The sequence below is a fragment of the uncultured Tissierella sp. genome (genome assembly GCF_902479755.1).
Taxonomy (GTDB): Bacteria; Bacillota; Clostridia; order Tissierellales; family Tissierellaceae; genus Tissierella; species Tissierella carlieri.
In genome coordinates this window covers 47,811-71,427 of sequence record NZ_CABSQO010000020.1, presented here as the reverse complement: position 1 = coordinate 71,427, position 23,617 = coordinate 47,811, and the positions used below count along the sequence as shown (strand labels likewise).

Sequence of the window (23,617 nt, the reverse complement as noted above, 5' to 3'; positions counted from 1 at the left end):
GGAGTTATATTCTTATTGTAAGTATGTGTAATGTTGTTAATACAACTTTAAAACTTTGTTTTGCATTTTATCCTCCTTTCGATGTTATAAATAAAAAAGGATGCTATTTTTTAATAGTGTCCTTTTTTTGCTCTTCCGTTATAATAGAAATGGAGGGGATTTTATGGACAAACTCTTTAAGGAAGAAATAAAAAATTATGATTTACTACAATTAGAAAATTGGATTAGAAGATGTAGAAATGAAATTAAAAAGGAAAATTATTTAAATAGTAATAGTCCTGATGAAGATTATAAAGAAGCCGTTTTAGATTTTGTAGAAGAATGGAAAAAGCACTATGAAGATAATGAAGATATTTATGAAAAGGATGATTTTCAAAAGGCAATTTTAGCGAATGGAATAAACTTAGATAGAATAGTTTTAATAATGAAAAATGGCGAACAATCAAACAAAGTTGATATAACTGAAAGCCTTTATAATTCTTATTTAGAAGATCAAGATATTAGTATATTTAAAAATATAATGGATGATTTTAAAGAAAAAAGATTAAATAAAATTGATGATTATTTTGAAATGATAGATGACTTATCAAAAGTAGATGATTACAAAATAAAGATAATTGAACTTATTAGAAGCAAGACTAAATATAATATACTTACCTATACAACAGTTATAGATAATGAGGAAATTTTCAAAATTGATAATGTTGATGAACTAATAGAAGCAATTATCTCATCAGAACTTGTTGAAGAACCTGCTACTTTTGAAATCCTTGAAAAAGAAGAACCCTTTTTAAATAGTATTTATGAATTTGATATAACAAAGCAAGTATTTTATGACTTTGAAAAATATGCTTATACTGAAGGTCTTTCTAATAAGCATTTTCAGAAAAAATTTTTTATTAATGTAGGACTTTATCTTTCTTTGAATCTTAAAATGTTTGAAAAGTTGTTAAATCTATTTGGCTATACGATAGAAAAAAGCAAGGTTGAAGAAGATCGGTTATTAAGTGAATTTGTATATCTAGGACTTGATAAGGAATATATAGATATTAGTATAGAGGCTAACAATCTTAGACCTCTAACAGCCCGACTAGCAGGTTATCAGAAAAGAAATATAAGTTATATTGATGAATTCCTAAAAAAATCATCTTATACAATTGATGAAATTAAAGAATTTAAATTCACTCTTCAATATGCTATAACTAAGTTAAGATCCTTTGTTGATAAAAAAGAAGAGTCTTGGAAAAAAGCTAACTATAAATATGAAAAATTAAAAAATAAATGTAAAAAAGAAAAAGATCAATTTTCTATTGTTGGTGATAAATTAGAGCTTTATGAATATAAAAACTATAAAGATGAAGATAGTTACAGAATTAAAATAAGTGAAAATAATAAAAGTATCTATAAGCTAAAAAATGAGCTTACTACAAGCGTGGCAGAAAAAGAAAAAAACAAAAATGATATTAAAGCTTTAATTAATGAAAATAAAGAACTTACAAAAATGGCTAATAATATAAAAGCTGAATTCTTGGAACTTAAAAAGTTCAGAAATGAACAATTACGAAAACTTGAAAGAACTGAAAAAAGTATTAATAATACTAAAAGTAAGTTAGATAAACTTTCTAGTGAAAAATATAAATCAATTGATATTTTTAATACACATATTGAGAAGTATAATAATTTCACTTTGGATGAAGTAAAAAATCTATTAGATGAACTTAAATCTTTATACAATAAAGATTATTTACCAAAATAAAAGAGGCTATATATAGCCTCCCAGACTGTAGACAAAGCCAATTATTAAAATAATCAATACTATATTTTTATCCTTACTTATGGTATTCTTTAATAAATTTGAAGTTGTAGAACAAAATTATTTATATAACCGAAACTATGTCTACCAATATATTGCTGTAGATATATTAAATATGGAGGGGTAATAATGAAATTTTGGACAATTCAGTCCCAAGAAGTATTAGAAATAATAGAAAAAGAAGATGTATATCATCCTAAGTTTACTATGAGTCAATATTCCAAACAATATTATGAGTTATACAATTTCATGTTGAAGTCATTTAACAATATTAATAACCTTAATTGTGAGGGACTAATCTTTTCATTTTGTATAAGTAACAAAGATGTGATTTATCCAATAGCGAATATAGAAGGCTTTAGGTATTTCATAAATATGAATAAAGATAAAATTACCTATTTATGGGATACCTTTATAAAAAATAATTGTAAAATCTTGGAATTAGAAATGAATTTGGTGTTTAATGATTTAGCACTGTCATTTAATGATTTTCAATATATTATGCCAAGTCCAGTTAATAAATTGTTATTTGATCCAGTTGAATATCAAACTAATTGTGAGTTGATTTTATCGAATATTGAAAAAGGAATTATAATGAGTTCGGGTAAGAATTATGATTTGATTCAATCACACCTGCCTTATATAAAAAAGTTGGATATAAAAAATGTCTATGAATTATTTAGCTTGGATTAGCTTTCAATTAATATTTATTTTATAATGTAAATGAATTGATTGGCTATATGATGAAGTAAACAGAGTGAGCATAATATTAAACTCAAGAGAGCCCAATTTGTTGAGATGAGCACAACTTCCAATTTAATATCATAGATTTACTAAAGGCACGGGGATCCCCGTGCCTTTAATCTGTATAAATATTCTATTTTTACATAATCCAAAATTAAAAATTAATTTGTCTACAGTCTGGGAGGCTATATATTGCCTCCTTATTTACCTAGAGAGTTTGATACACTCTGATTTCAAAATTTTAATTAACTCTTCATTTGTTTCTTGCTTAATTCCTTCTTGAAGTTGTTTTAGGCATTCACTAATCGTATATATATGGTAACAATTAATCCTTTTATTTACAATTGAAGCGGTTATTACAGTTTTTATCTTGCCTATTTTATATATCCCTGTAACAGATCCTTTTTGATTTTCTAAATAGTATTCGTTTGCTTCTATCATCTTCTCTGTAGCATGTCCATAATCACCATTTCCAAGTTTTTTAAGCTTTTTTATCATTTGAGCCTTATTGATATTCTTTTTACTTACCTCCTCTGAATAAACAATTGGAATAATCTTAAAACCTTTACCTATTAAATCCTTTACTGTTTTTTTCATAATTAAAAACCTCCTAATATTTAATTTTTAAAGTTCAACCATAACTTTAAATATATATTAGTAGATTTATTTATTTCATCTTCCATTAGAACGGAATTATTAATCATAAAAAAAGAGCCGTATGGCTCTTTATTGTTTTATCCAGGTTCCTGCTTCTTGTTCTCCTGTTGTTATATAAGTTGCTGATGTCTTAGCTTCATTATTATATATATTGTAAAAGTTTTCTCCGAAAGTATATTCGAATAGTTCAACATTACTACCTATTGTAATAGATGTTATTTGATTTTGTCTAAAAGCAGATTGTCCTATACTTTTCAAACTATTTGGTAATATTACATTTGTCAATTTATTATTATAAAAAGCTTGAACTCCTATGTTTGTAATATTATTCCCAAGTGTTAATAGTTCTAAGTTATTACTATCAAAAGCAAAATCTCCTATATTTGTAACCTTGTTTCCTATTCTTACTGTTTCTAACAAATTATCTCTAAAAGAGCTTTCTCTTATGCTTATGACATTCTCTGAAATATTAAGTGTTGTCAGTTTATTTCCTTCAAAAGCATAAATACCTATATCTATAACAGTACTTGGAAGTTTGATAGATGTTAGCTCTTTTCTCCTAAAAGAAAAATCTCCAATTTTAATAACAGGCTTGTCTTCTATTTTCGCTGGAATAACTACATCTTTTTTACTTCCATGATAATTGGTTATTTCGATTTCATTACCAACTACCATATAAGCAAAATCAGATGGATCATTTTCTACTACCTCAGCACTTGCTATATTATCTAAATAATATACTTCAGCTTTGTTATTTACATAAAATTTACCTTTTAATTTTGATTTGATAAAATTATTATGTATTTCCTTAAATGTTCCTGAGAGAACATTATCAACAGATACTGACCCCTTAACACTATATAATTTTCCTTCTGTTTGTGCTGTTTCAAGTATAATAAGTTCAGTATCAAGGAACTCATTAGGGAGTCTATCATCATTCTTTATTAAGTACTCCTCAATCTTGTTTTCTAAAACTCTTATGTCATTTAAAATATTAGTTTTTTTTGCTTCCTGAGTATAACCTATCAATTTTGGTGTTGCTATTAATACTAAAATACCTATTACTGCAATTACTACAATTAATTCAACTAATGTAAATCCTCTTTTGTTCATAAAAAATCATCCTCCTCATTTTTTTGTTTTTTAAAATGTTAATATCATAACTTTATAATGTATAATATAGATTTAAGGTTAAAATATTCAAAAAGTTTGGCTTTACTAAGTCTTATAAAAAAACTCCTAGCTGTTATTAGCTAAGAGTTCTCTCTTATGGAATGAATAAATTATTGTCATAATCTTGAAACAATCTATCCATTGCATAGTAATATTCATCTTCTTTTTCCTTTGATATAAAATCTAAAAATTCTATTTCATCTTTATTTAATTCTTTTTCCATTTTAATTTCCTCCCTATTATATAAGATTTTTTTCTTTAAAAGAAATATATCTGTTATCTCCAATTATTATATGATCTAACACTTTTATCCCAATTAAATTTCCAGCATCAATTAAACGATTAGTTATATTGATATCCTCATTGCTTGGCGTTGGATCTCCACTTGGATGATTATGTGTTAAAATTATTGCATTTGCACTATTTAACAAAGCACTTTTAAAAACGTCCCTTGGATGAACAATTGAGGCATTTAATGTCCCAATTGAAATAGTTTCTACCTTGGTAATCTGATTTTTAGTGTCTAAAATCAAAATCCTAAATTCTTCTTTCTGTAAAAACTTCATTTCATCCATCAACAAATTTGAAACTTCTTCTGGAGCTGTTATCTTTTTAATAATTTGTCTATTTTCCTTGCTAAATCTAATTGCCATATTGAAAAATGCTTCTAATTTAAGTTTCTGGAGTCTTGTTACATTTAACGCTGGCAATTCTTCCTTTAGCTCTCTTAAAGAATTAAATCTTATTAAAATATCTTCCTTAATGCCTGTTATTAAAGATAAGGCTTCCGTATCAAATAAGGAACCTATTCCGTATTGCTCAGCCCTCTCTTTAATACTATCCTTTTTAATTTCTTTTTCCTCGATTAATTTTAATTGACCTAACATTCTTATTCCTCCCTTTTCGTTTTCAAAAAACAAAAAAAGATAATAAGTATCAGAAATCTTGACCTCTTTAGTTCCTATTCCTAAGAAGTTCTAACCTTTTAAAGAATTCCGACCTTTTTATCTCTTACCTTTGTTTTTTTATCTTCTTGTACTATACTGAAGGAATGGTGTTTTTATAAGAAATATTAGGTTTAGCTAAACATTTCCACAAAAAAATAGCCCATTTTTCAGGACTATTTTTTACTGTTTTAATATTCATCTGGCAACAATATTAGCGTGGAAGATCTATCAGCTTCAGTTATCACCCATATTTGAGTTTTTCTTAACTTATAAGAACTTATTATTCTATAACCTTTTTTAAGGGCAATTTCATTTGATATTTTATCTTCTTCATGCACATCACCCCAATCACCACTTGAATGTCTAATTAACACTTCATACAATTCTAAAGAAAAATCTTGCCCAAAAATGTCAGCAATACCTCTTGTAATTAAAATTCTTCCTAATTTAAATTTTTGCATATATAACTTGTCCTTTCTATTTGTTTTATCTTACATATCCATAATTACATATGAAAATAATATGCTTTCCATTAAAACAGAATATTGTTTTTAGATAAAAGAAAAGACCTAGGGTAGGTCTTTCTTATTAAATACCATATTCACTTTTAAGATTAGATAGCTCTTCTCCTAACTTGTATGTGATTTCCTCATCAATTTCTTTATATATTGTTTTAAATTTTTCATAATTATCCTTTATAAATATAAAGCTATTTATAGTTTTAGTGTCATCTTTATCCAACTCTTGAAGTATATCTTCTATTTCAAATTTATCAGAAAATTCGTAATCACCAAAACTCATGTAATGATAGCAAATTTTAAAGGTTTCGTTTGTTAATTCAAAGCTTAAATCTAAGTCATGACAATATATAAGATCTTTTTGGTATTGATTTGGATATTGGATCTGATATTCACACTTTATCAATTCTAATTCATTAACATTATTTTTCTCTAAAGTTTTATTTACTATGTCTTTATCATTAACTTCTAATGATATTTCTGCTAAATCATCATAAAAAAGTCTTTCTTGATATTCTTGATATTCTTCACTATCCATTAAATTATTATTTAGTTCTCTAAGGTTTTCTAATACTTCTTCTCTTATCTTATCCTCACCCATTTCATCATAATAATCACCACGTTCTTTTAATTCAAATTCAAAAGTATCAGAATTAACTCCTCCTCCAAAACTATTGAAGATTAAATAATCAACATATCTAAACTCTATACTGTCTATATAATCCCAAGTGAAGTTATTAAATATTTTTCTTACCTCTTTTACATTAATGTCAATTGTTTTCATAAAACATTCCTCCTTATTTTCGTTTAGTTTTTATTTTTATCTATAACGCTCTGAAAAAAGGAGTATTTCACCTTCTATAAGTCCTCTCCTAAAGAATTCTTTACAGAGAAAATCTAGCCTATTGCAAATTCCGACCATTTTTTTAGATTTCCCACCTTTTGATTTCTTTAAGAGAGCTTTTTCAATGACTTATCACGAAAGCTACTCTACGCCTTTTGTTTTCTTACCTTTATTATTCGTTATATTTTATAATAGATTGCAAAACATAAATTATTCCATAAAGTATGTTCTAAGAGAGAAATTAAATCAATTCAATATCATCTGGATGAAAGGCAAACCAAGGGGCATAAATAATAAATTGTATAAGACATAATTTTAAAGCTATTAGACTAATGTCTTGAAAATAAGCCTTTAGATGATAATTAGAAGCTGGTAATAATAGTGCTCCACAGCCTACACATCCATCATATATTGTTTTATCTTTTTCTTGCTTGTTGTTCATAAGCTTATATGTTAGCTGGGCAAGGTCAAATGGTGTTGAATAATACCCAGTTGATTTTCTTGATCCTCTACTAGAGCATTCTTCTAAGATGATTGAAAAATAGTCAAAAGGATTATCTTGTAAAAAGAATATATCAAAGTTTTCATAATAATGTTTATTTAATTCTTTAGGGATGTCCAGTTGATCGCCTTGTCCAAAGCCCCATAAAAGCCAATCTGCAAAATTATTGATATTAGCTTCAGGGTGTTTTAGGCATTTTCTTAGCATATCAAGTGTAATTTGAACTCTTTTATCACCTATTGATGAAAATTCAATTTGAGGAATGCTTCCTGATCCTTTTGTAGTTTTCTTAGCAAGTATCTTGTGCCAATAGCCCCACCTTCCCCAAAGCAAATTATCGTAGGCAAATAAATAGGGATATATAAAACCTTTCTTTTTATAAGTTTCCTCGTGACCTTGAACTTTTAAGTCCATCTCTACTATATAACTCTCTACATCCTGAAGTAGCTTTAAACCCTCCTCAGCTGAAATATCTTCCACTCGGTGCATATCAATTGCTTCTTTTTTCATTTAAGAAACCTCCTAATATTTAATTTTCAAAGAACTAAATGCTTTGATATTTATCATATTAGTAGATTTCAAAAATTCGTTTTCCATTAAAACAGAATAATTGTATATTCTCTTCAATGCATTATAGAAAAATGAAAAATTGCTCTCTCTACAAAATCAAAGAAAAAAAATTGAAGCATTTTATCAATATTTCAATTTACTCTCTTTGACATTTGGAAGATAGTTAATATAAATCATAACAAAATCAATTTCAAATGTGTTTTGATATCATTGGGGTGAAGTTTTTCATACTCTATTTAGATTTATTTAACTTAAAGAAAAACGAGGGGGTTTCCCCCTTCTTGAAAATATTGCTTTAACTTTTCAATGTTTATCAAACAAAAAATAAAAACTGTAATTACAGTTTCTATTAATCAAATTCTATTGATTAAATATCTTTTCAAACCATTATATTAACATTCTCTTTACATAATAAAGAAGTTTTTATTTCTTCTGAAAGATCAATGTTTGATTGATGTTCAGTTAATTAGTATTTTATTAAATATATTGCTATTTTTGGGTAGAGCACGGCTAGGTACCCCTATTTTTAAGTCAAAAAATAAAAAGTATTTTTTGTTAATCCAATAGCCTTTTAGAAGAATTATTATACTATTAGAAAACTTAAAATAGACACAATCTATACACCCCCACCTAGAAACTCAGACAATAAGAACTATTTCATCTTACTATCCTGCTCCCGATTTATTATGCTACTTGCCTGACGAGTGTTGCACGGGTCGAAGATCCTCCATATCCTCTTTTGATCAGGTACTCAATAATTGAATTTCACATAATAAACACTTAGTGATACAACGGTCGATACTTACCAATTAGTTTTAACTCTGCAACTTATATCTATTGATATAATTACCAGTTTCACCTAGATAGGAAACATACCACTAAAACCTATCCGATATGGCTTTCTCACTTTATAACTATTCTATTGAATAAAATAGTCTATTGGGCTTTGCCCTACTCTACCTCTACTTAAAATTTAAACTATTATTTTAGTTCTTTAATACATTTTCAATGGCACATATATTAGTGTGGTTCGTCCCAAAAATGTATTTTCTATATTAAGTTGTCTTGTAATGCATCAGAGGCTAACCTACATTACAAACCTATATTTTTACCTAAAATATTTTTAGGTGCATCTTCAATACATATAGGATTTTAGTTGTTTTTTGCAAAATAAAAAGTGCTATTTAGTCGTTAAACCAATAGCACTTGTATATCAAATAAGAACATTTTTTGTAATAATTCACTAAAACATATATATAATATATATTATAATGATGTTTCAGTAAGTGGTTGTTCTTGTAGGTCTGATACAAGGCAATCGGTTATAGGTTCTGGTAAAACCTATAGCGACTGGAACATTTTTTATTTGTTTTTAGTATCTTATTTTCTTTTAACATATTTTATAACAAAAAAACAAATATTTTTAGTCTAAAAGTGTTTGACTAAGTTTTAAAGAAGAAGCGATTGCTTCTTCTTTAATTTAATCTTTTATTGCTTTTGGAAGAACTATTAAAGATGATAGCAATAATATTAATAATAAGACACTTATAACATTGAAGTTTCGAATAAATAAGGCTTGTATAACGTCTAAATCAAAGTTTATGGCATTATCTATACTGTTCATCATATTATCTCCTAAATCCCTTATACAGTCGTTTAAAGCCTTTGTATTGCTATCTAAAGCCTTGCCATTACTTATCTTTTGCATTTTGACAGTTCCCCTTAAACTAATATTAATGTCATCTATAAACTCATTTATAAAATTAGCTGATATTTTAACAGTAGAAGACATTAATATAGAAATAATTAAGATTGAAAATAATATTTTTTTCATAAACACTCTCCTCCTTGTATTTGTTTTTTAGTTTCTCTTTTCCCTTTATAATTCTAGACAAACAAAAAAAGGAGTATTTCACCTTCAGCTCCTACCCATAAAAATCCATAACAGTTAAAAATCCTATCTTTAAAACTTCCTTCCATTATGAATTCCAATGAGAGAACTGTAAAGTTACTCTACTCCTTTTATTTTCCGATCTTTTTTATTTATCTTTATTATGATTATATGCCTATATTTATAAAATATAAGATATTTTATAAAGTTTTTATAATAATCTTATAGTTTTTTAAATTTATGAACATATATAATAATTATCATTCCGTTTTAATGGAAGTGTATATTTTATTAATTGTTATCTTTTCATTATTAAACAATGAAAGGAAGATAGTAATGAAAAAAATTACATTAAAACAAGCAATAGAAGAATTTCCGATATACTTAAATATAAAAGGAATAACAAAATCAAGTGCAAAAGCCTATTTAGGTGATTTGAAAATATTTAAGAATTTTATGAAAGATAATTATCCTAGTGTCGTTTATATAGATACAATAAGAAATTTTCATATAATTTCATATAGAAACTTCCTTGTTGAAAAAATGGAAAATAGGGAATATAAAAAAAGCACTGTAGATCGTAAATTTGATAGTATCAAAGTCTTTTTTGATTACTTAGAATTTTACAATTATATTAAAAAAAACTTTGTAAAGAACTTCACCTTTCAAAGGTGTAGAAATATAACATATTCAGAAACAAAAGAAATAAACATTCCAAATTATTTAGATGAAGAAGAGCTTAAAATGATAATAGATGCTGTAAAAAAAGACAGAACTGCAAACAAGTTAAGAGATCTGGCAATCCTAGAACTGTTAAGAACAACAGGATGCAGACGAAGTAGTGTTTTAGATTTAGAATGGAAGGATATTAATTTTAGCAAAAAAGAAATATTAATAAAACATCAAAAAACTAAGAACTGGTCTAATGTTCCCCTAGCTCGAAGTTTAGAACAAGCATTAATTGATTATAAATTTTCACTGACAGAACACACCCCTAATGTTTTCAACATAAAGAAAGATGCTTATAATGATTTAATTAATAAGTACGTTGAAAAATCAGGTCTTAAAAAAGACTTTAAAATAACTGGACATACATTCAGACATAGTTTCATAACTTTTCTTGTAAAGAAAGATGTTCCTCTTGATAAAATAGCAAAATACACTGGTCATAAGGATTTAAGGTCTTTAAATATTTATACTCATCTTGTTCCTACAGATTTAGATGATGTAGCTAGTTTATTTGGTTAATAAGAAAACTCCCTATGAAGGGAGTTTTTATTTATTATAACATTTATTTTTCAGTTGCTTTTCTATTAGTCTTTAGTTATAATCAGTACAAAGGTTTCAAGCTTGATGGGATATATAGTACCTCAATTTCATAACACGGTTTTTTACACCAGACTATAAGTCAATTTTCTTTTGGTCAAAAAATGACGAAAACCCAGCAAAATGCTAGGTTTCCGATTTACTAAAACGAGTAAATCATATAAGCCGTGTTCTGTTTAAATGGTCATCTATCTAAGACCTATCGTTACCGATAGGTTCCTGCGACCTACCATTGGAACGGCAGCGGGCTACCACCTTTTATGTTCCTTTTTGGTCTTGCTCCAGATGGGGTTTACAGAGCCATTTAGTCACCTAAATGCTGGTGAGCTCTTACCTCGCCTTTCCACCCTTACCAGATAATCTCCATGGATTATTTCACTACAGTCCAAGCAAATGCCGAGAAAGAGTTCTGGCGGTATATCTCTGTTGCACTATCCTTAGGGTCACCCCCACTGGACGTTATCCAGCATCCTGCCCTATGGAGCACGGACTTTCCTCATGTGTTACCACACGCGACCATCCAACTTACTCGTATATAATATACCACAAATCGTCAAAATGTGCAAAGGATATATTTTCTATGGTTTACATAATATTCTACCACAGCATTCACAATAAATCAGTTCCTTTTGGTTATTCAATCTATCTATTAAAACTGTAGGGATTAGCATATTACAACCAGAACATATTGTATCTTTCACTTCAGCCATTCCTGTTCCTTTATTCTTTCTGATCATATTATATTTGTTTAATAGATTTACGTCAATTTTACTTTCTAATGCTATAATTTCATCTTCTTCCGACTTAATCTTATCTTTTAGACCTTCTTCTAAATCTTTATATTTACTTTTCAACTCATTATTTTTATTTTTAATATCTTCAAGAAACCTTTCGATGACTAACAGTTCTTCATCTATATTTTCTACTTCATCCATAAACTCTATTATTTCGGTTTCTGTATCACTGATTATCTCCTTTAGTTTATCCTTTTCATCATTTAAGTATTCAAGCTGTTTTAAATCAGTTATTTGTCCTTTATATAAGTTATTTTCTATTTCTTCAATCTTGAAATTATAATCTTTTAACCTTGTATTTGATTGTTTTAATCTATCTTTAATCTTTTCTTGGCTGGATTTAAGCCTTGAAAGCTTCTCTTCAGTATCTAGTATCTTTTCTTCGGTTTTGTTAACCATTGAATCATTTTTTAAATTGAATAATTCCTTTTGATATACTTTAAGTGAATTATGGTGCTCCTCTAAATTCCTCAATAAATCTAGTTGTTCCATATTCTCACTCCCTTAAGGTTAATATATTTTATATAATGGACTTGGCCTTTCCCATATTTCTACATAAATATTGCAATTTTTTTCTTTCTCTAAATATTCTTTTATAACAGGCAATATAACCTTTTCTGTATGATAATGCCCTGCATCTATAATAGTAAGTCCTAGTTCAGCACCTAGTTGTGCATCGTGATATTTTATATCCCCTGTTATATAAATACATGCCTTTTGTTTATATGCATCATAGATAAATTCTGATCCACTACCCCCACAAATGGCAACTCTATTAATCTTTCTTTCTTGATTACCGTATACTATCAAGCTATCTGTGTTTAGTTTTTCTTTAATCTGTTTTATATAATCTACTAACTCAATTTCCTTTATATCACCTACCTTTCCATATCCATATGATGATTCAAAGTCTAGGTTGCTCAGCTTTAATGCCGTAGGATTGCAGAGTTCTAAGAGCTTTGCCAACTCATCATTAACTCCATTTTCAGCTTGATCTAGATTTGTATGAGCATTATATATTACTATTTCATTCCTGATTAAATCATGTATAAGCTTTCCCTTATAGTTCGATGTAGTTATACTGCTAATTGGCTTAAATATAAGTGGATGATGAGTTATTATCATATCGAAGTCTTCTTTTACTGCTTTTTCATAAACTTCCATGTCCAAATCTAAAGCAACTAAGATTCTATTTACTTCTTTATTCTCATCGCCTATTTGAAAGCCAGTATTATCCCAATGATCTATTAGTATCGGCAATGCCCAATCATTCATTAACTCTATTATTTCTTTAGCCTTCAATCTTCCTTAGAACCTCCTCATATTCCTTTATAGTTTTCTCTAAGATTAGGTATCTTTCTTTAGATTTTTCTGTATCTATACCTTCTATTTCCTTTAAAATTTTTTTAGCTGCAATCATCTTAACTTCTATATATTCTTTTAATAAGGGATGCTTATTTTGTATTAAAATTGGACTAATCTCATAATAGATTTCCTTTTCTATAAATGTTTTACCTTTTTTTGCATGGATTATTTCATAATATTTATTTTCTTCTTTTACCAACTCTTCTTTTATAATTTCAAAATTATTTTCTATTAGATATTGTCTTAATTCTTTAGCAGCTACCATAGGCTGCAATATAAAATCAATTATAGAATTTGATATTTCCTTATGTTTTTCAAGGATATCCCTAATAAGTAAACCTCCCATTCCTGCAATAATTACAGTATCTACCTCATAGGGTTTAATTACCTCTAGTCCATCTCCTAATCTGCTATCAATTTTATCTTCAAATCCTAATTCCTTTACATATTCTATTATTTTATCTAATGAACCCTTAGATATATCTGTCCCTATCACTTTTTTAGATATCTTATTTTCTATTAAATATGCTGGTATATATCCATGATCTGTGCCTATATCAGCTACTATGGAATTTTTAGGTACTAGATTTGCTAGGGTTAGTAATCTTTCTGATAATTTCATCTCTTATTTCTTCCTTTCCAAAAAGTATAATTAAAGATTCGCTTAAGCGAATCTTTATTATTCTAGAAAATCCTTCAATTTTTTAGATCTACTTGGATGACGCAACTTTCTTAAAGCCTTAGCTTCTATTTGTCTAATTCTTTCTCTTGTAACTTCAAACTCTTTACCAACTTCTTCAAGGGTTCTAGCTCTACCATCATCTAAACCAAATCTAAGCCTCAATACTTTTTGCTCCCGAGGTGTCAAAGTATCTAATACATCAATCAATTGTTCCCTAAGCATTGTAAATGTAGCTGCTTCTGCAGGAGCTAGTACCTCATCATCAGGTATGAAGTCTCCTAAATGACTATCTTCTTCTTCACCAATAGGAGTTTCTAAAGAAACTGGTTCCTGTGCTATTTTCATTATTTCTCTAACCTTTTCCACTTCCATACCCATTTCTTTACCTATTTCTTCTGGACTAGGATCTCTTCCTAGTTCTTGCACTAGTTGTCTTTGTACTCTAACTAATTTATTGATTGTTTCAACCATATGAACAGGTATCCTAATAGTTCTAGCTTGATCTGCTATAGCTCTTGTAATTGCTTGACGAATCCACCATGTTGCATAGGTACTAAACTTAAATCCTTTTTTATAATCGAATTTTTCTACTGCCTTCATAAGTCCTAGATTGCCCTCTTGGATCAAATCTAGGAAAAGCATACCTCTACCTACATATCTCTTTGCAATGCTAACTACTAGCCTAAGATTAGCCTCTGCAAGTTGTTTTTTTGCTTCTTCATCACCTTCTTGCATCCTCTTAGCTAATTCAATCTCTTCATCTCCTGTTAATAAAGGTATTTTACCAATTTCCTTCAGATACATCCTAACTGGGTCATCTACATTGATGCCTTTTGGTACTGATAAATCTTCTTTTATATCTACTTCATCTAAATCTTCCTTATCAATATCATCATCCATATCGTCATCAATGTCATCTTTTTCTAGCAACAAGCTATCTTCTTTATCTCCTACTACTTCAATTCCCATACTTTCCAAACTCTGATAAACCTCTTCTATCTGGTCTGCATCTAAAGATATCTCCTCTAAACTATCTATTAATTCACTATATGTTAATATCCCTTCCTTTTTTCCCTTAGCGATCAATTTCTTAACTGCTTCTATTCTCGCCATATTTGTTTTTTCATTGTCTTTATTTAATTCGTCCAACTGGTTTACCTCCCTTCCTCATATCTCATGAGGTTTAGTTCTTTGTTTAAATTAGTTAGTTCTATACACAGCTTAAGAAATCGTTCATCCTCGTTAGAATTCCTGACACTCTTTCTTTCTAATTCTTCAATCTCTTTTTTTATATTATTTCTCTTAGTTTCTAGTTTGTTAATTTTTAATGTGGTTATTAGATCTTTTATCATCTGATCTATATTCTCAGGCAGAAAGTTTATTGGTCTTTCGAAGATCAAGCTAAGTAATCCAGTATCAATACCTGGTAACTCTTTTACCCTTTTATATAATAAGTCTTCATCCAGATCTTCAGCTTTCTGGTATAATTCTATCATTATCTTCAAGATTTCTCTACATTCTAAATTCTCATATTCATCCAAAGAAACCTCCCTGATTAGTATATCAAAATACTCTTTATCAAAAATCATTAATTTTATTAAGTCAATCTCAGCAATAAGACTTGCTGATGGTAATATTGTTCTAACTGGAGAAATAGTAAGCTTCTCTTTAAAATTTTTATTTTCTACACCTTTTATATTATTGCCAAATACTTCTTTCTGTATTGCTTCTTTTGAAATATTCATTTCAGCAGCAATTTTGTTTATATATACATCCTTTTCTATTGGAGACTTTAGTTCTTTTATTATTTTGGCTATTTCAATTGTAAATTTTATTTTGCCTTCTGCCTCGTTAATATTATATTTTTGTTTATTAACATGTATTCTAAAATCTATATAGTTGAGAGCTTCGTTTAATCTATTTTCAAATTTTTCTATAGTATTCTCCTTTAAAAAATCATCTGGATCTTTAAATTTCCCTAGTGTTACTACCTTAGGTTCGATTCCTTCTTTCAAGAGTATTTGAATCGCCTTATTTGTAGCATTAATTCCCGCTTGATCTGAATCATAACAGATATACACATTTTCCCCATACCTTTTTAGCAGCTTTGCTTGTCTTTCAGTTAAAGCTGTTCCAAGGCTTGCTACTGCGTAATTAATCCCCTTACTAAACAATGAAATTACATCCATATATCCTTCTACTAATATGATCCTCTTTCTATCTGAAAGTTTATTGACCAAGTTCAATCCATAGAGATGATTTCCTTTATTGAATATAAAAGTTTCCTGAGAGTTTAAATATTTTGGCATCGAATTGTCTAAAACTCTTCCACCAAATCCAATAACTCTTCCTTTAGTGTCAATTATAGGAAACATAATCCTATTTCGAAACTTATCATAATATTCATCACTATTGTTTTTTTTACCAATTAGCCCTAGTTTCTCTATTTCTTCATTTTTATATCCTTTATCCTGAAGATACTTATGCAAAGAATTCCATTTATTTAGAGAATAGCCTAAACCGAATTGTTTTATAACTTTGTTGTTTATTTTTCTTTGATATAGATAGGATAACGGAATTTTCTCTTTAGTTAAATTGCTGAAAAAAAATCTAGCAGCTTCTCTATTAATATCATAACCCCTATCTCTGTCTTGATATAGCTTTTCATTTCTAGGAGTTTCTTCTTCCACAGTAATTCCCAATTTATCAGCTAAAAACTTAACTGCTTCAGGGAACGTTAAGTTTTCTTTTTTCATTATAAAAGCCAAAGCATCTCCTCCCTCTCCACAGCCAAAACAATGAAAAAATTGCTTTGTATCTGAAACTGTAAAAGAAGGTGTCTTCTCATTATGAAAAGGACATAATCCTACATAATTTCCACCTGATTTTTTCAGTGGAATATAGTCTGAAATAATATCAACTATATTTGCAGCATCTCGTACCTTTTCAATTGTTTCATCATTTATATAACCCGTCATATTATCACCTGAATATCTCACCTACCAAAATTTATTTATTATAATATTTTTTCACTATAAGATATATTCGACATAAATATCAAAAATCCTTCTTTTTTTTAATATTTTTGCCAAGGTTTTGGTATAAAAATATTATTAAAGAGATTTACTGCATATCTATCTGTTGTTCCTGCAATATAATCACAAATAATATCTTCTATCTCCGAGTGCATATTCTTATAGATTTTCAAATGTTCTTCTGGCAGTGTATTTATATTTTTTAAATAATATATATATAGTTGTTCTAAAACATATTCTGCTTTGGATTCTTCTGATTTTGCATCTTGATTAAGGTATACATTTTGAAACATATAGTTTCTTAGTGCGTTAGTTGCTTCCCCAACATCTGCACTCATTATTATAGTATTTTTTTCCATACTATTTTTAATTATATCTAAAATCATAGTATTTATTCTTTCACCATGAGTTTTTCCCAATATTTCTACACATTCCTCAGGTAAATCTTCCTTTCTTATAACTCCTGCCCTAATAGCATCATCAATATCATGATTAATATATGCAATTCTATCTGCATATTTAACGACTTGTCCTTCCAATGTCTGTGATTTTTCATCACCAGAATGCTTCCTTATACCTTCTTTCACTTCATAGGTGAGATTTAATCCTATTCTATCATCCTTATGCTCTAAAAAATCTACAACTCTTATGGACTGTTCGTTATGGTTAAAACCTTTTGGATGCAATTTATTTAATACTCTTTCTCCAGTATGCCCAAATGGCGTATGTCCTAAATCATGTCCCAGTGCTATGGCCTCAACTAAATCTTCATTTAGCCTTAGAGCCCTAGCCAATGTTCGCCCTATTTGAGCCACCTCTAATGTATGAGTAAGTCTTGTTCTAAAATGATCTCCCTCTGGAGCAATAAAGACTTGGGTCTTATGTTTTAATCTTCGAAAAGATTTAGAATGGATTATTCTATCCCTATCTCGTTGAAAGTCAGTCCTTATATCACATTTTTCTTCAAATTTTTCTCTTCCTTTAGAATTTTGACTATGCATAGCATATTGGGATAAATTATTTTTTTCTATTTCCTCGGTTCTTAATCTTATATTCATATATATACCCCTTTATATTTACTGATAAATTATTCTTAATATATATATACAACATAAGTTTTAATAATCCTTCTTTTATATTAAATATTTTTTAAATATTTTTAAGTATTTCACAAATAAAATAGAAGTGCTATCTTTAACACTTCTATTCAAAGATTCTATCTCCGAAGTTTTTCTTTATATAGTCTATTATAAGCCCAGCAGTTTCTTCTATTGCTTTATATGATACATCTATTACTATACATCCTAGTTTTTCCATTATTTCCTTAGAATATTCCAATTCTAAGTTTATTCTATCTACATTTGCATAATTTGCATTATCATCTAAGCCTAATGCCTTCAATCTTTCTTGTCTAATTTCATTTAGTTTTACTGGATTAGCAACAAGCCCAATTATTCTTCTATTATCTTTTAAGAATAATTCACTTGGAGCTGGAACTTCTGGTACTAAAGGCACATTAGCTACTTTAAAATTCTTATGAGCTAAATACATACTCAAAGGTGTTTTAGATGTCCTAGAAATTCCAACTAATACAATATCTGCTTTCTTTATTCCCCTAGGATCTTTACCATCATCATATTTTACAGCGAACTCAACTGCTTCAACTTTCCTAAAATAATTTTCATCCAATCTTCTAATTAGCCCTGACTCTCTTTTAGGCTGATATTCAAGAACTGATTCAATTGCATTTAAAGCTGGTGTCATCAAGTCCACTGTTGGAATATTAAATTCTTGTCCCTTGGCACTTATAAAGTTTTTTAACTTTTCTATTACTATAGTATAAATTACAACACTCGGTTCATTTTTAGCTTCTTCAAATATCTCATTTATCTGGTCTTCAGCTGTAATAAAGGGGAATCTTCTTACTTCATATCTTCCTGAATTGAATTGACTTAAAGCTGCACGAGATAACAATTCTCCCGTTTCCCCTATGGAATCTGATAGTACATAAATTGTTAAGCTTTTGTCCATAACCTTACCCCCTTTAATCATTTTTACCCAATTCTACAAATAACCTTGTTATTGTTGTTTTTGTTATTCTGCCAACTACTTTATAGTTTTTTTCATCTTCTTCCACTACAGGCAAACTATCTATTTCATGGTCTATTAATTTCACTGCAGCATTTAAAACACTGTCTTCTAGTTCTACATACACAATATTAGGCATCCTTGTCATAATCATCCCTATAGGAACCTTATTTAAATCCATACCCCCCATAGCATTTCTAAGAAAGTCTTTTCTCGATACGACACCTGATAAAAAACCTTTAGAAGTAACATATATAGATCCTACATCCTCTAAAAACATTAGCACTATTGCATCATAGAGATTTGTAGATTCATCTACTACTATAGGAACAGATTTTACATCAGATACTTTTATGTTTTTTATCTTTTCAGAAATATAAGATAGGCTAGTTTTTCCTGTGTAAAAATATCCAACCTTTGGTCTTGCATCTAGTATTCCAGACATAGTCAAGATGGCCAAATCTGGTCGCAGGGTTGATCTTGTAAGTTTCAGTTCACTTGCAATGGCTTCAGATGTAATTGGTTGACTCCTTTTAACTATATCTACTATTTTTTCTTGTCTCTCATTTAGTTGAATAGTGATCTCCCCCCAATATCCCTGCTACTTCAGTTTTGTAAGTAGTGGACTATTTATTAACTATCTTTGATAAGTCACAAATTTGCAACATAGTATCGTATATTTTCTTTAATAAACCTAGTCTATTATTTCTTATCTTTTCATCATCTACCATTACCATAACTTTATCAAAGAATTTATCGATCGGTTCTTTTAATACTACTAATTGATCTAATGCCTTATCATATTCTTTCTTATCAATCGAACTATTTATCTTTTCTTCTACATTGTTGAAGCTTTCATATAATTCTATCTCATCTTCTGTAAGCAAATCTCTTTGAACTTCATCAGATATAGCTTTTTCTGCTAGATTTGCAACTCTATTAAATGCTGATAATATCTCTGATAAACCTTCTTTCTTTAACCATTCATTTAATTTATTAGCCCTTATTTTCATATCATAAATATCATCAGTATTTGTACTAATTACTGCTTCTACTATATCATATCTAATGCCCATATCCATAAACATATTTCTTATTCTTCCACTGAAGAATTCGATTATTTCATCTTTAACCCTGTTATAATCAAAGGCCAATCCATTTACTTCTACGTAAAAATAAAGGGCTGTTTCTACCAATTCATTTATAGATAAGTTTAGTTTTTTGTCTAATATTATATTTATAATCCCTAACGCTTGTCTTCTTAGGCCAAAAGGATCTTGAGAACCTGTTGGATGTATACCTATGGCAAATAATCCAGAAATAGTATCCATCTTATCTGCTATACTAAGAACTGAACCAGCAGTAGTTGTTGGAAGTTCATCTCCAGCAAATCTAGGTAGATATTGTTCAAAAATAGCTAAACTAACTATTTCATTTTCTTCTGAACATCTTGCATACTCCATACCCATTTTTCCTTGAAGTTCTGTAAATTCACTCACCATTTTTGTAACTAAATCCGCCTTAGATAAATACCCTGCTCTTTCTATGTTTCTTTCAGTCTCTTCTCCGACTTCTAGATACTCTCCTATCTTTATTCCTAGGTTTTGTACTCTCTTAGTCTTGTCATATAAAGTCCCTAGTTTTTCCTGAAATACTATTCTTTGAAGGTCATCTACATAAGACTCCAATGGTCTTTTTACATCATCCATGTAGAAAAACCTAGCATCCTCTAGTCTAGCACCGAGTACCTTTTCATTTCCTTTTATAACAGTTTCTATAAAATCATCATTTCCATTTCTTACTGTAATAAAATAAGGTAACAGCCTTTTCTTATCATCTAACACAGGGAAAAATCTTAGATGTTCTTTCATAGGAGTTATAACTACATCTGCTGGTAAAGATAAATATTCTTCTTTTATTCTACCTATCATTGGTGTAGGATACTCTACTATATTAGTTACTTCATCTAATAGATTTTCATCTTGTTGTAAGTTGCCGCCTTTTTCTTTTGCTAGTCTTTCAGATCCATATTTAATAATATCTTTTCTTTCCTCTTGATCTACTATGACAAAGTTTTTCCTTAAAGCTTCTACATATTCATCAACATTATTTAACTCTATTCTATTGCTGCCTAAAAATCTATGACCTTTTGTAATATTAGAGGCTTCTATGCCTTCTAAATCAAAAGATACAATTTTATCATCTAATAATGAAACTAACCATCTAATTGGTCTAGCAAATCTTATATTTTTGCCTCCCCATCTCATAGACTTAGGGAAATTAATAGACTTAATTATATTAGGTATATTTCCTTTTAATATTTCTTCTATTTCCTTGCCCTCTTTAACAACATCTGCATAAACATATTCTATCCCATTATGCTCTTCCACATAAATAGATGCTATATCTATGTTTTGACCTCTCATAAATCCCAGCAATGCTTTTGTCGGATTTCCATCAGAGTCAAATGCTATTTTTTTAGCTGGCCCTTTTACTGTTTCTTTTAAATCTTCCTGCTTATCTTCTAGTCCCTCAACTATCAATGTTAATCTTCTTGGTGTAGAATAAACTTTCATACTATTATAGCTTATTCTTTCTTCCTTGAGGAAGTTTGAAGTATTGGTTTGTAATTGTTCTAAAGCATCTCCAACAAATCTTGCTGGCAGTTCTTCAACACCTATTTCTAGCAAATAGTTCTTACTCATTATCATGACCCTCCTTCTTTAATAGAGGATAATCCATTTCTTTTCTTTGCTCAATATACTTTGCTGCAACTATCCTTGCTAGATTCCTTACTCTTCCTATATAATTTGTTCTCTCCGATACAGATATGGCTCCTCTTGCATCTAATACATTAAATGTATGGGAACATTTAAGGACATAATCATAGCTTGGTAATACAAGACCGTCGTCTAGTATCTTTTTTACTTCTTCTTCATAAGTATTGAATAGCCCTTTTAGAGTTTCAATATCCGCTTTTTCAAAGCTATATACTGAATGTTCATATTCGGCCTTATTGAAAATATCTCCATAGGTAAAATCTTTATTCCACTTTATATCAAATATATTGTCTACATCTTGTAAATACATGGCTATTCTTTCTAGACCGTAGGTTAACTCTGCTGATTCCAGTTCACAGTTAATACCACCCACTTGTTGAAAGTATGTGAATTGAGTAACTTCCATTCCATCTAACCATACTTCCCATCCCAGCCCCCAGGCCCCTAAAGTTGGAGCTTCCCAATTATCCTCAACAAATCTAATATCATGCTTAAGCGGATCAATACCTATTACCCTTAAACTATCTAAGTACATCTCTTGGACTTCTTCTGGCGATGGTTTAAGTATAACTTGAAGCTGATGATGCTGATAAACTCTATTTGGATTCTCACCATATCTAGCATCTGCAGGTCTTCTGGAAGGCTCCACATATACTACTTTCCACGGTTCTGGTCCAAGGGACCTTAAAAAGGTATGAGGACTCATTGTTCCCGCACCCTTTTCTACATCATAAGGTTCTAATATTATACATCCTTTATTTCCCCAGTAGTCTAGTAATTTCAGCATTAAATCCTGAAAATACATATAAAAACCTCCTTATTTTTACGATTAGTGGCAACAAAAAAACCTTACATCCCACATAGGGACGAAAGGTTAACTTCCGCGGTTCCACCCTATTTAATACTCCCTAAAGAGTATTCACTTAATAAAGTATACTCCGAAGTGCCTTTCGTCAATAGTAATTATGTCCAGCTCTCACCATTCTAGACTCTCTTAAATAATTACAATCGATATTTTCTTCCTCATCGTATAGTAATGCATTTTGTATGATTATTAATTTAGCAAAAATTGATTTTATTGTCAAGTATATAGTATTTCAAAATATACTGTTATTATAAAGAAACAGCTATTCTAAAGGATAATTATTGTAATGATTTGATTAAATTTAAACTATTAAATTTTTTTCTATCTATATTATACAATATATATTCTACTATCATCTCATGTATTTTATAAAGGGAATCCTTAGAAATAACAACGTCAGATATTTTTTCCAGTGATGTATATAAAAGTTCACACATCCCTTTATATATTTCCTTATTCACTTGTATACTAAATGGGTCCGTGACAAAGCAATTATCACAGATTATCCCACCTTCATAAATACTAAATTTGATGTTATTTTTATTAAAAGAGCCGCATAAAACACATTTATCCAAATAAGGTTTATATCCTAAGAAGGATATAAATTTAAGTTCATAAGCTGCGATAAATTTTAAATAATCATTCTCTAAAGAAGATAAGACTGTCAAACCTTTTATTAGAAGGTTGAAAAGCTTTTCATTCTCTTGTTCCTCCGGTATTGATTTATCAATTAACTCAAGCATATAATATCCATAGGTGACTCTCTCTATTCTCTCTCTTATGGAATAAAAAGAATCTATTATATCTCCTTGATTAAGGTAGAAAAAATTTTTACCCCTATATAATTGATATTCATTATATGAAAAAGGCTGAGTATTGGCTATAATCTGAGACTTAGGCCTATAAGCTCCCCTTGCCATCACTGCTATCTTTCCATATTTTTTTGTATATACACTAAGTATCTTGGATGTGTCTCTATATCTTAGTTCCCTCAGTACTACTCCTTCTGTTTTTAACATATAA

General features: G+C 29.0%; 22 protein-coding genes and 1 other RNA gene. 3 read left to right on the top strand and 20 right to left on the bottom strand.

Annotated elements, in window-relative coordinates; genetic code table 11:
- The first annotated feature begins 163 nt into the window (after window positions 1-163).
- Both RDK80_RS11770 and RDK80_RS11765 read left to right on the top strand, forming a co-directional pair.
- Window positions 164-1,756 carry a hypothetical protein gene (locus tag RDK80_RS11770; protein WP_308524366.1) on the top strand — a complete coding sequence of 531 codons (1,593 nt, stop codon included), beginning with the start codon at window positions 164-166 and terminating at the stop codon, window positions 1,754-1,756.
- A gap of 186 nt (window positions 1,757-1,942) precedes the next feature.
- Complete coding sequence (locus tag RDK80_RS11765; RefSeq protein WP_308524365.1) at window positions 1,943-2,506, top strand: hypothetical protein; 564 nt, start codon at window positions 1,943-1,945, stop codon at window positions 2,504-2,506.
- A gap of 255 nt (window positions 2,507-2,761) precedes the next feature.
- On the opposite strand, the gene RDK80_RS11760 is transcribed toward RDK80_RS11765, so the two are convergent.
- The 8 genes from RDK80_RS11760 to RDK80_RS11725 form a co-directional block, all read right to left on the bottom strand.
- Window positions 2,762-3,154 carry a hypothetical protein gene (locus tag RDK80_RS11760; RefSeq protein WP_308524364.1) on the bottom strand — a complete coding sequence of 131 codons (393 nt, stop codon included), beginning with the start codon at window positions 3,152-3,154 and terminating at the stop codon, window positions 2,762-2,764.
- A gap of 129 nt (window positions 3,155-3,283) precedes the next feature.
- Window positions 3,284-4,327 (bottom strand): leucine-rich repeat protein, encoded by a 1,044-nt coding sequence (locus RDK80_RS11755; RefSeq protein WP_308524363.1) that lies wholly within the window; start codon window positions 4,325-4,327, stop codon window positions 3,284-3,286.
- Window positions 4,328-4,481: 154 nt separating this feature from the next.
- On the bottom strand, window positions 4,482-4,610 hold the full coding sequence (locus tag RDK80_RS11750; protein WP_308524362.1) for a hypothetical protein: 129 nt from the start codon (window positions 4,608-4,610) through the stop codon (window positions 4,482-4,484).
- Between the two features lie 16 nt (window positions 4,611-4,626).
- The gene (radC, locus tag RDK80_RS11745) at window positions 4,627-5,274 is read right to left on the bottom strand and encodes a DNA repair protein RadC (protein ID WP_308524361.1); all 648 of its coding nucleotides are present in this window, start codon (window positions 5,272-5,274) and stop codon (window positions 4,627-4,629) included.
- Between the two features lie 248 nt (window positions 5,275-5,522).
- On the bottom strand, window positions 5,523-5,795 hold the full coding sequence (locus RDK80_RS11740; protein ID WP_308524360.1) for a hypothetical protein: 273 nt from the start codon (window positions 5,793-5,795) through the stop codon (window positions 5,523-5,525).
- A gap of 127 nt (window positions 5,796-5,922) precedes the next feature.
- A complete protein-coding gene (locus tag RDK80_RS11735) occupies window positions 5,923-6,636 on the bottom strand; it encodes a hypothetical protein (RefSeq protein WP_308524359.1) in 714 nt (237 codons plus the stop codon).
- Between the two features lie 301 nt (window positions 6,637-6,937).
- Window positions 6,938-7,708: an N-6 DNA methylase gene (locus RDK80_RS11730; RefSeq protein WP_308524358.1), complete on the bottom strand. Its 771-nt coding sequence runs from the start codon at window positions 7,706-7,708 to the stop codon at window positions 6,938-6,940.
- Between the two features lie 1,540 nt (window positions 7,709-9,248).
- The gene (locus RDK80_RS11725; RefSeq protein ID WP_308524357.1) at window positions 9,249-9,602 is read right to left on the bottom strand and encodes a hypothetical protein; all 354 of its coding nucleotides are present in this window, start codon (window positions 9,600-9,602) and stop codon (window positions 9,249-9,251) included.
- Window positions 9,603-9,995: 393 nt separating this feature from the next.
- Here RDK80_RS11725 and RDK80_RS11720 point away from each other — a divergent pair, with 393 nt between their 5' ends.
- Window positions 9,996-10,907 carry a tyrosine-type recombinase/integrase gene (locus RDK80_RS11720; protein WP_308524356.1) on the top strand — a complete coding sequence of 304 codons (912 nt, stop codon included), beginning with the start codon at window positions 9,996-9,998 and terminating at the stop codon, window positions 10,905-10,907.
- 222 nt (window positions 10,908-11,129) lie between these two features.
- On the opposite strand, the gene rnpB is transcribed toward RDK80_RS11720, so the two are convergent.
- The 12 genes from rnpB to recO form a co-directional block, all read right to left on the bottom strand.
- An RNA gene (gene rnpB, locus RDK80_RS11715) (RNase P RNA component class A) lies at window positions 11,130-11,517 on the bottom strand.
- A 46-nt stretch (window positions 11,518-11,563) separates the two neighbouring features.
- Complete coding sequence (locus RDK80_RS11710; protein WP_094899523.1) at window positions 11,564-12,271, bottom strand: zinc ribbon domain-containing protein; 708 nt, start codon at window positions 12,269-12,271, stop codon at window positions 11,564-11,566.
- Window positions 12,272-12,289: 18 nt separating this feature from the next.
- Window positions 12,290-13,081 carry a Nif3-like dinuclear metal center hexameric protein gene (locus RDK80_RS11705; RefSeq protein ID WP_094899522.1) on the bottom strand — a complete coding sequence of 264 codons (792 nt, stop codon included), beginning with the start codon at window positions 13,079-13,081 and terminating at the stop codon, window positions 12,290-12,292.
- Window positions 13,071-13,766 carry a class I SAM-dependent methyltransferase gene (locus RDK80_RS11700; RefSeq protein ID WP_094899521.1) on the bottom strand — a complete coding sequence of 232 codons (696 nt, stop codon included), beginning with the start codon at window positions 13,764-13,766 and terminating at the stop codon, window positions 13,071-13,073. The genes RDK80_RS11705 and RDK80_RS11700 overlap by 11 nt, the downstream gene beginning before the upstream one ends.
- A gap of 57 nt (window positions 13,767-13,823) precedes the next feature.
- Window positions 13,824-14,975 carry an RNA polymerase sigma factor RpoD gene (rpoD, locus tag RDK80_RS11695; protein WP_094899520.1) on the bottom strand — a complete coding sequence of 384 codons (1,152 nt, stop codon included), beginning with the start codon at window positions 14,973-14,975 and terminating at the stop codon, window positions 13,824-13,826.
- Window positions 14,976-14,980: 5 nt separating this feature from the next.
- Entirely contained in the window at window positions 14,981-16,804 is a 1,824-nt protein-coding gene (dnaG, locus tag RDK80_RS11690; protein WP_094899518.1) for a DNA primase, read from the bottom strand.
- Window positions 16,805-16,902: 98 nt separating this feature from the next.
- The gene (locus RDK80_RS11685) at window positions 16,903-17,919 is read right to left on the bottom strand and encodes a deoxyguanosinetriphosphate triphosphohydrolase (RefSeq protein WP_094899516.1); all 1,017 of its coding nucleotides are present in this window, start codon (window positions 17,917-17,919) and stop codon (window positions 16,903-16,905) included.
- Window positions 17,920-18,064: 145 nt separating this feature from the next.
- On the bottom strand, window positions 18,065-18,892 hold the full coding sequence (locus RDK80_RS11680; RefSeq protein WP_094899514.1) for a pyruvate, water dikinase regulatory protein: 828 nt from the start codon (window positions 18,890-18,892) through the stop codon (window positions 18,065-18,067).
- A 13-nt stretch (window positions 18,893-18,905) separates the two neighbouring features.
- Window positions 18,906-19,499, bottom strand: coding sequence for a helix-turn-helix transcriptional regulator (locus RDK80_RS11675; protein ID WP_308524375.1), 594 nt, complete (start codon window positions 19,497-19,499; stop codon window positions 18,906-18,908).
- Between the two features lie 76 nt (window positions 19,500-19,575).
- A complete protein-coding gene (gene glyS / locus RDK80_RS11670) occupies window positions 19,576-21,654 on the bottom strand; it encodes a glycine--tRNA ligase subunit beta (RefSeq protein WP_216561253.1) in 2,079 nt (692 codons plus the stop codon).
- The gene (glyQ, locus tag RDK80_RS11665; RefSeq protein ID WP_216561255.1) at window positions 21,647-22,534 is read right to left on the bottom strand and encodes a glycine--tRNA ligase subunit alpha; all 888 of its coding nucleotides are present in this window, start codon (window positions 22,532-22,534) and stop codon (window positions 21,647-21,649) included. Before glyQ ends, glyS begins: the two co-directional genes overlap by 8 nt.
- Before the next feature lie 338 nt (window positions 22,535-22,872).
- Window positions 22,873-23,613: a DNA repair protein RecO gene (gene recO / locus RDK80_RS11660; RefSeq protein WP_216561257.1), complete on the bottom strand. Its 741-nt coding sequence runs from the start codon at window positions 23,611-23,613 to the stop codon at window positions 22,873-22,875.
- Window positions 23,614-23,617 lie beyond the last annotated feature (4 nt).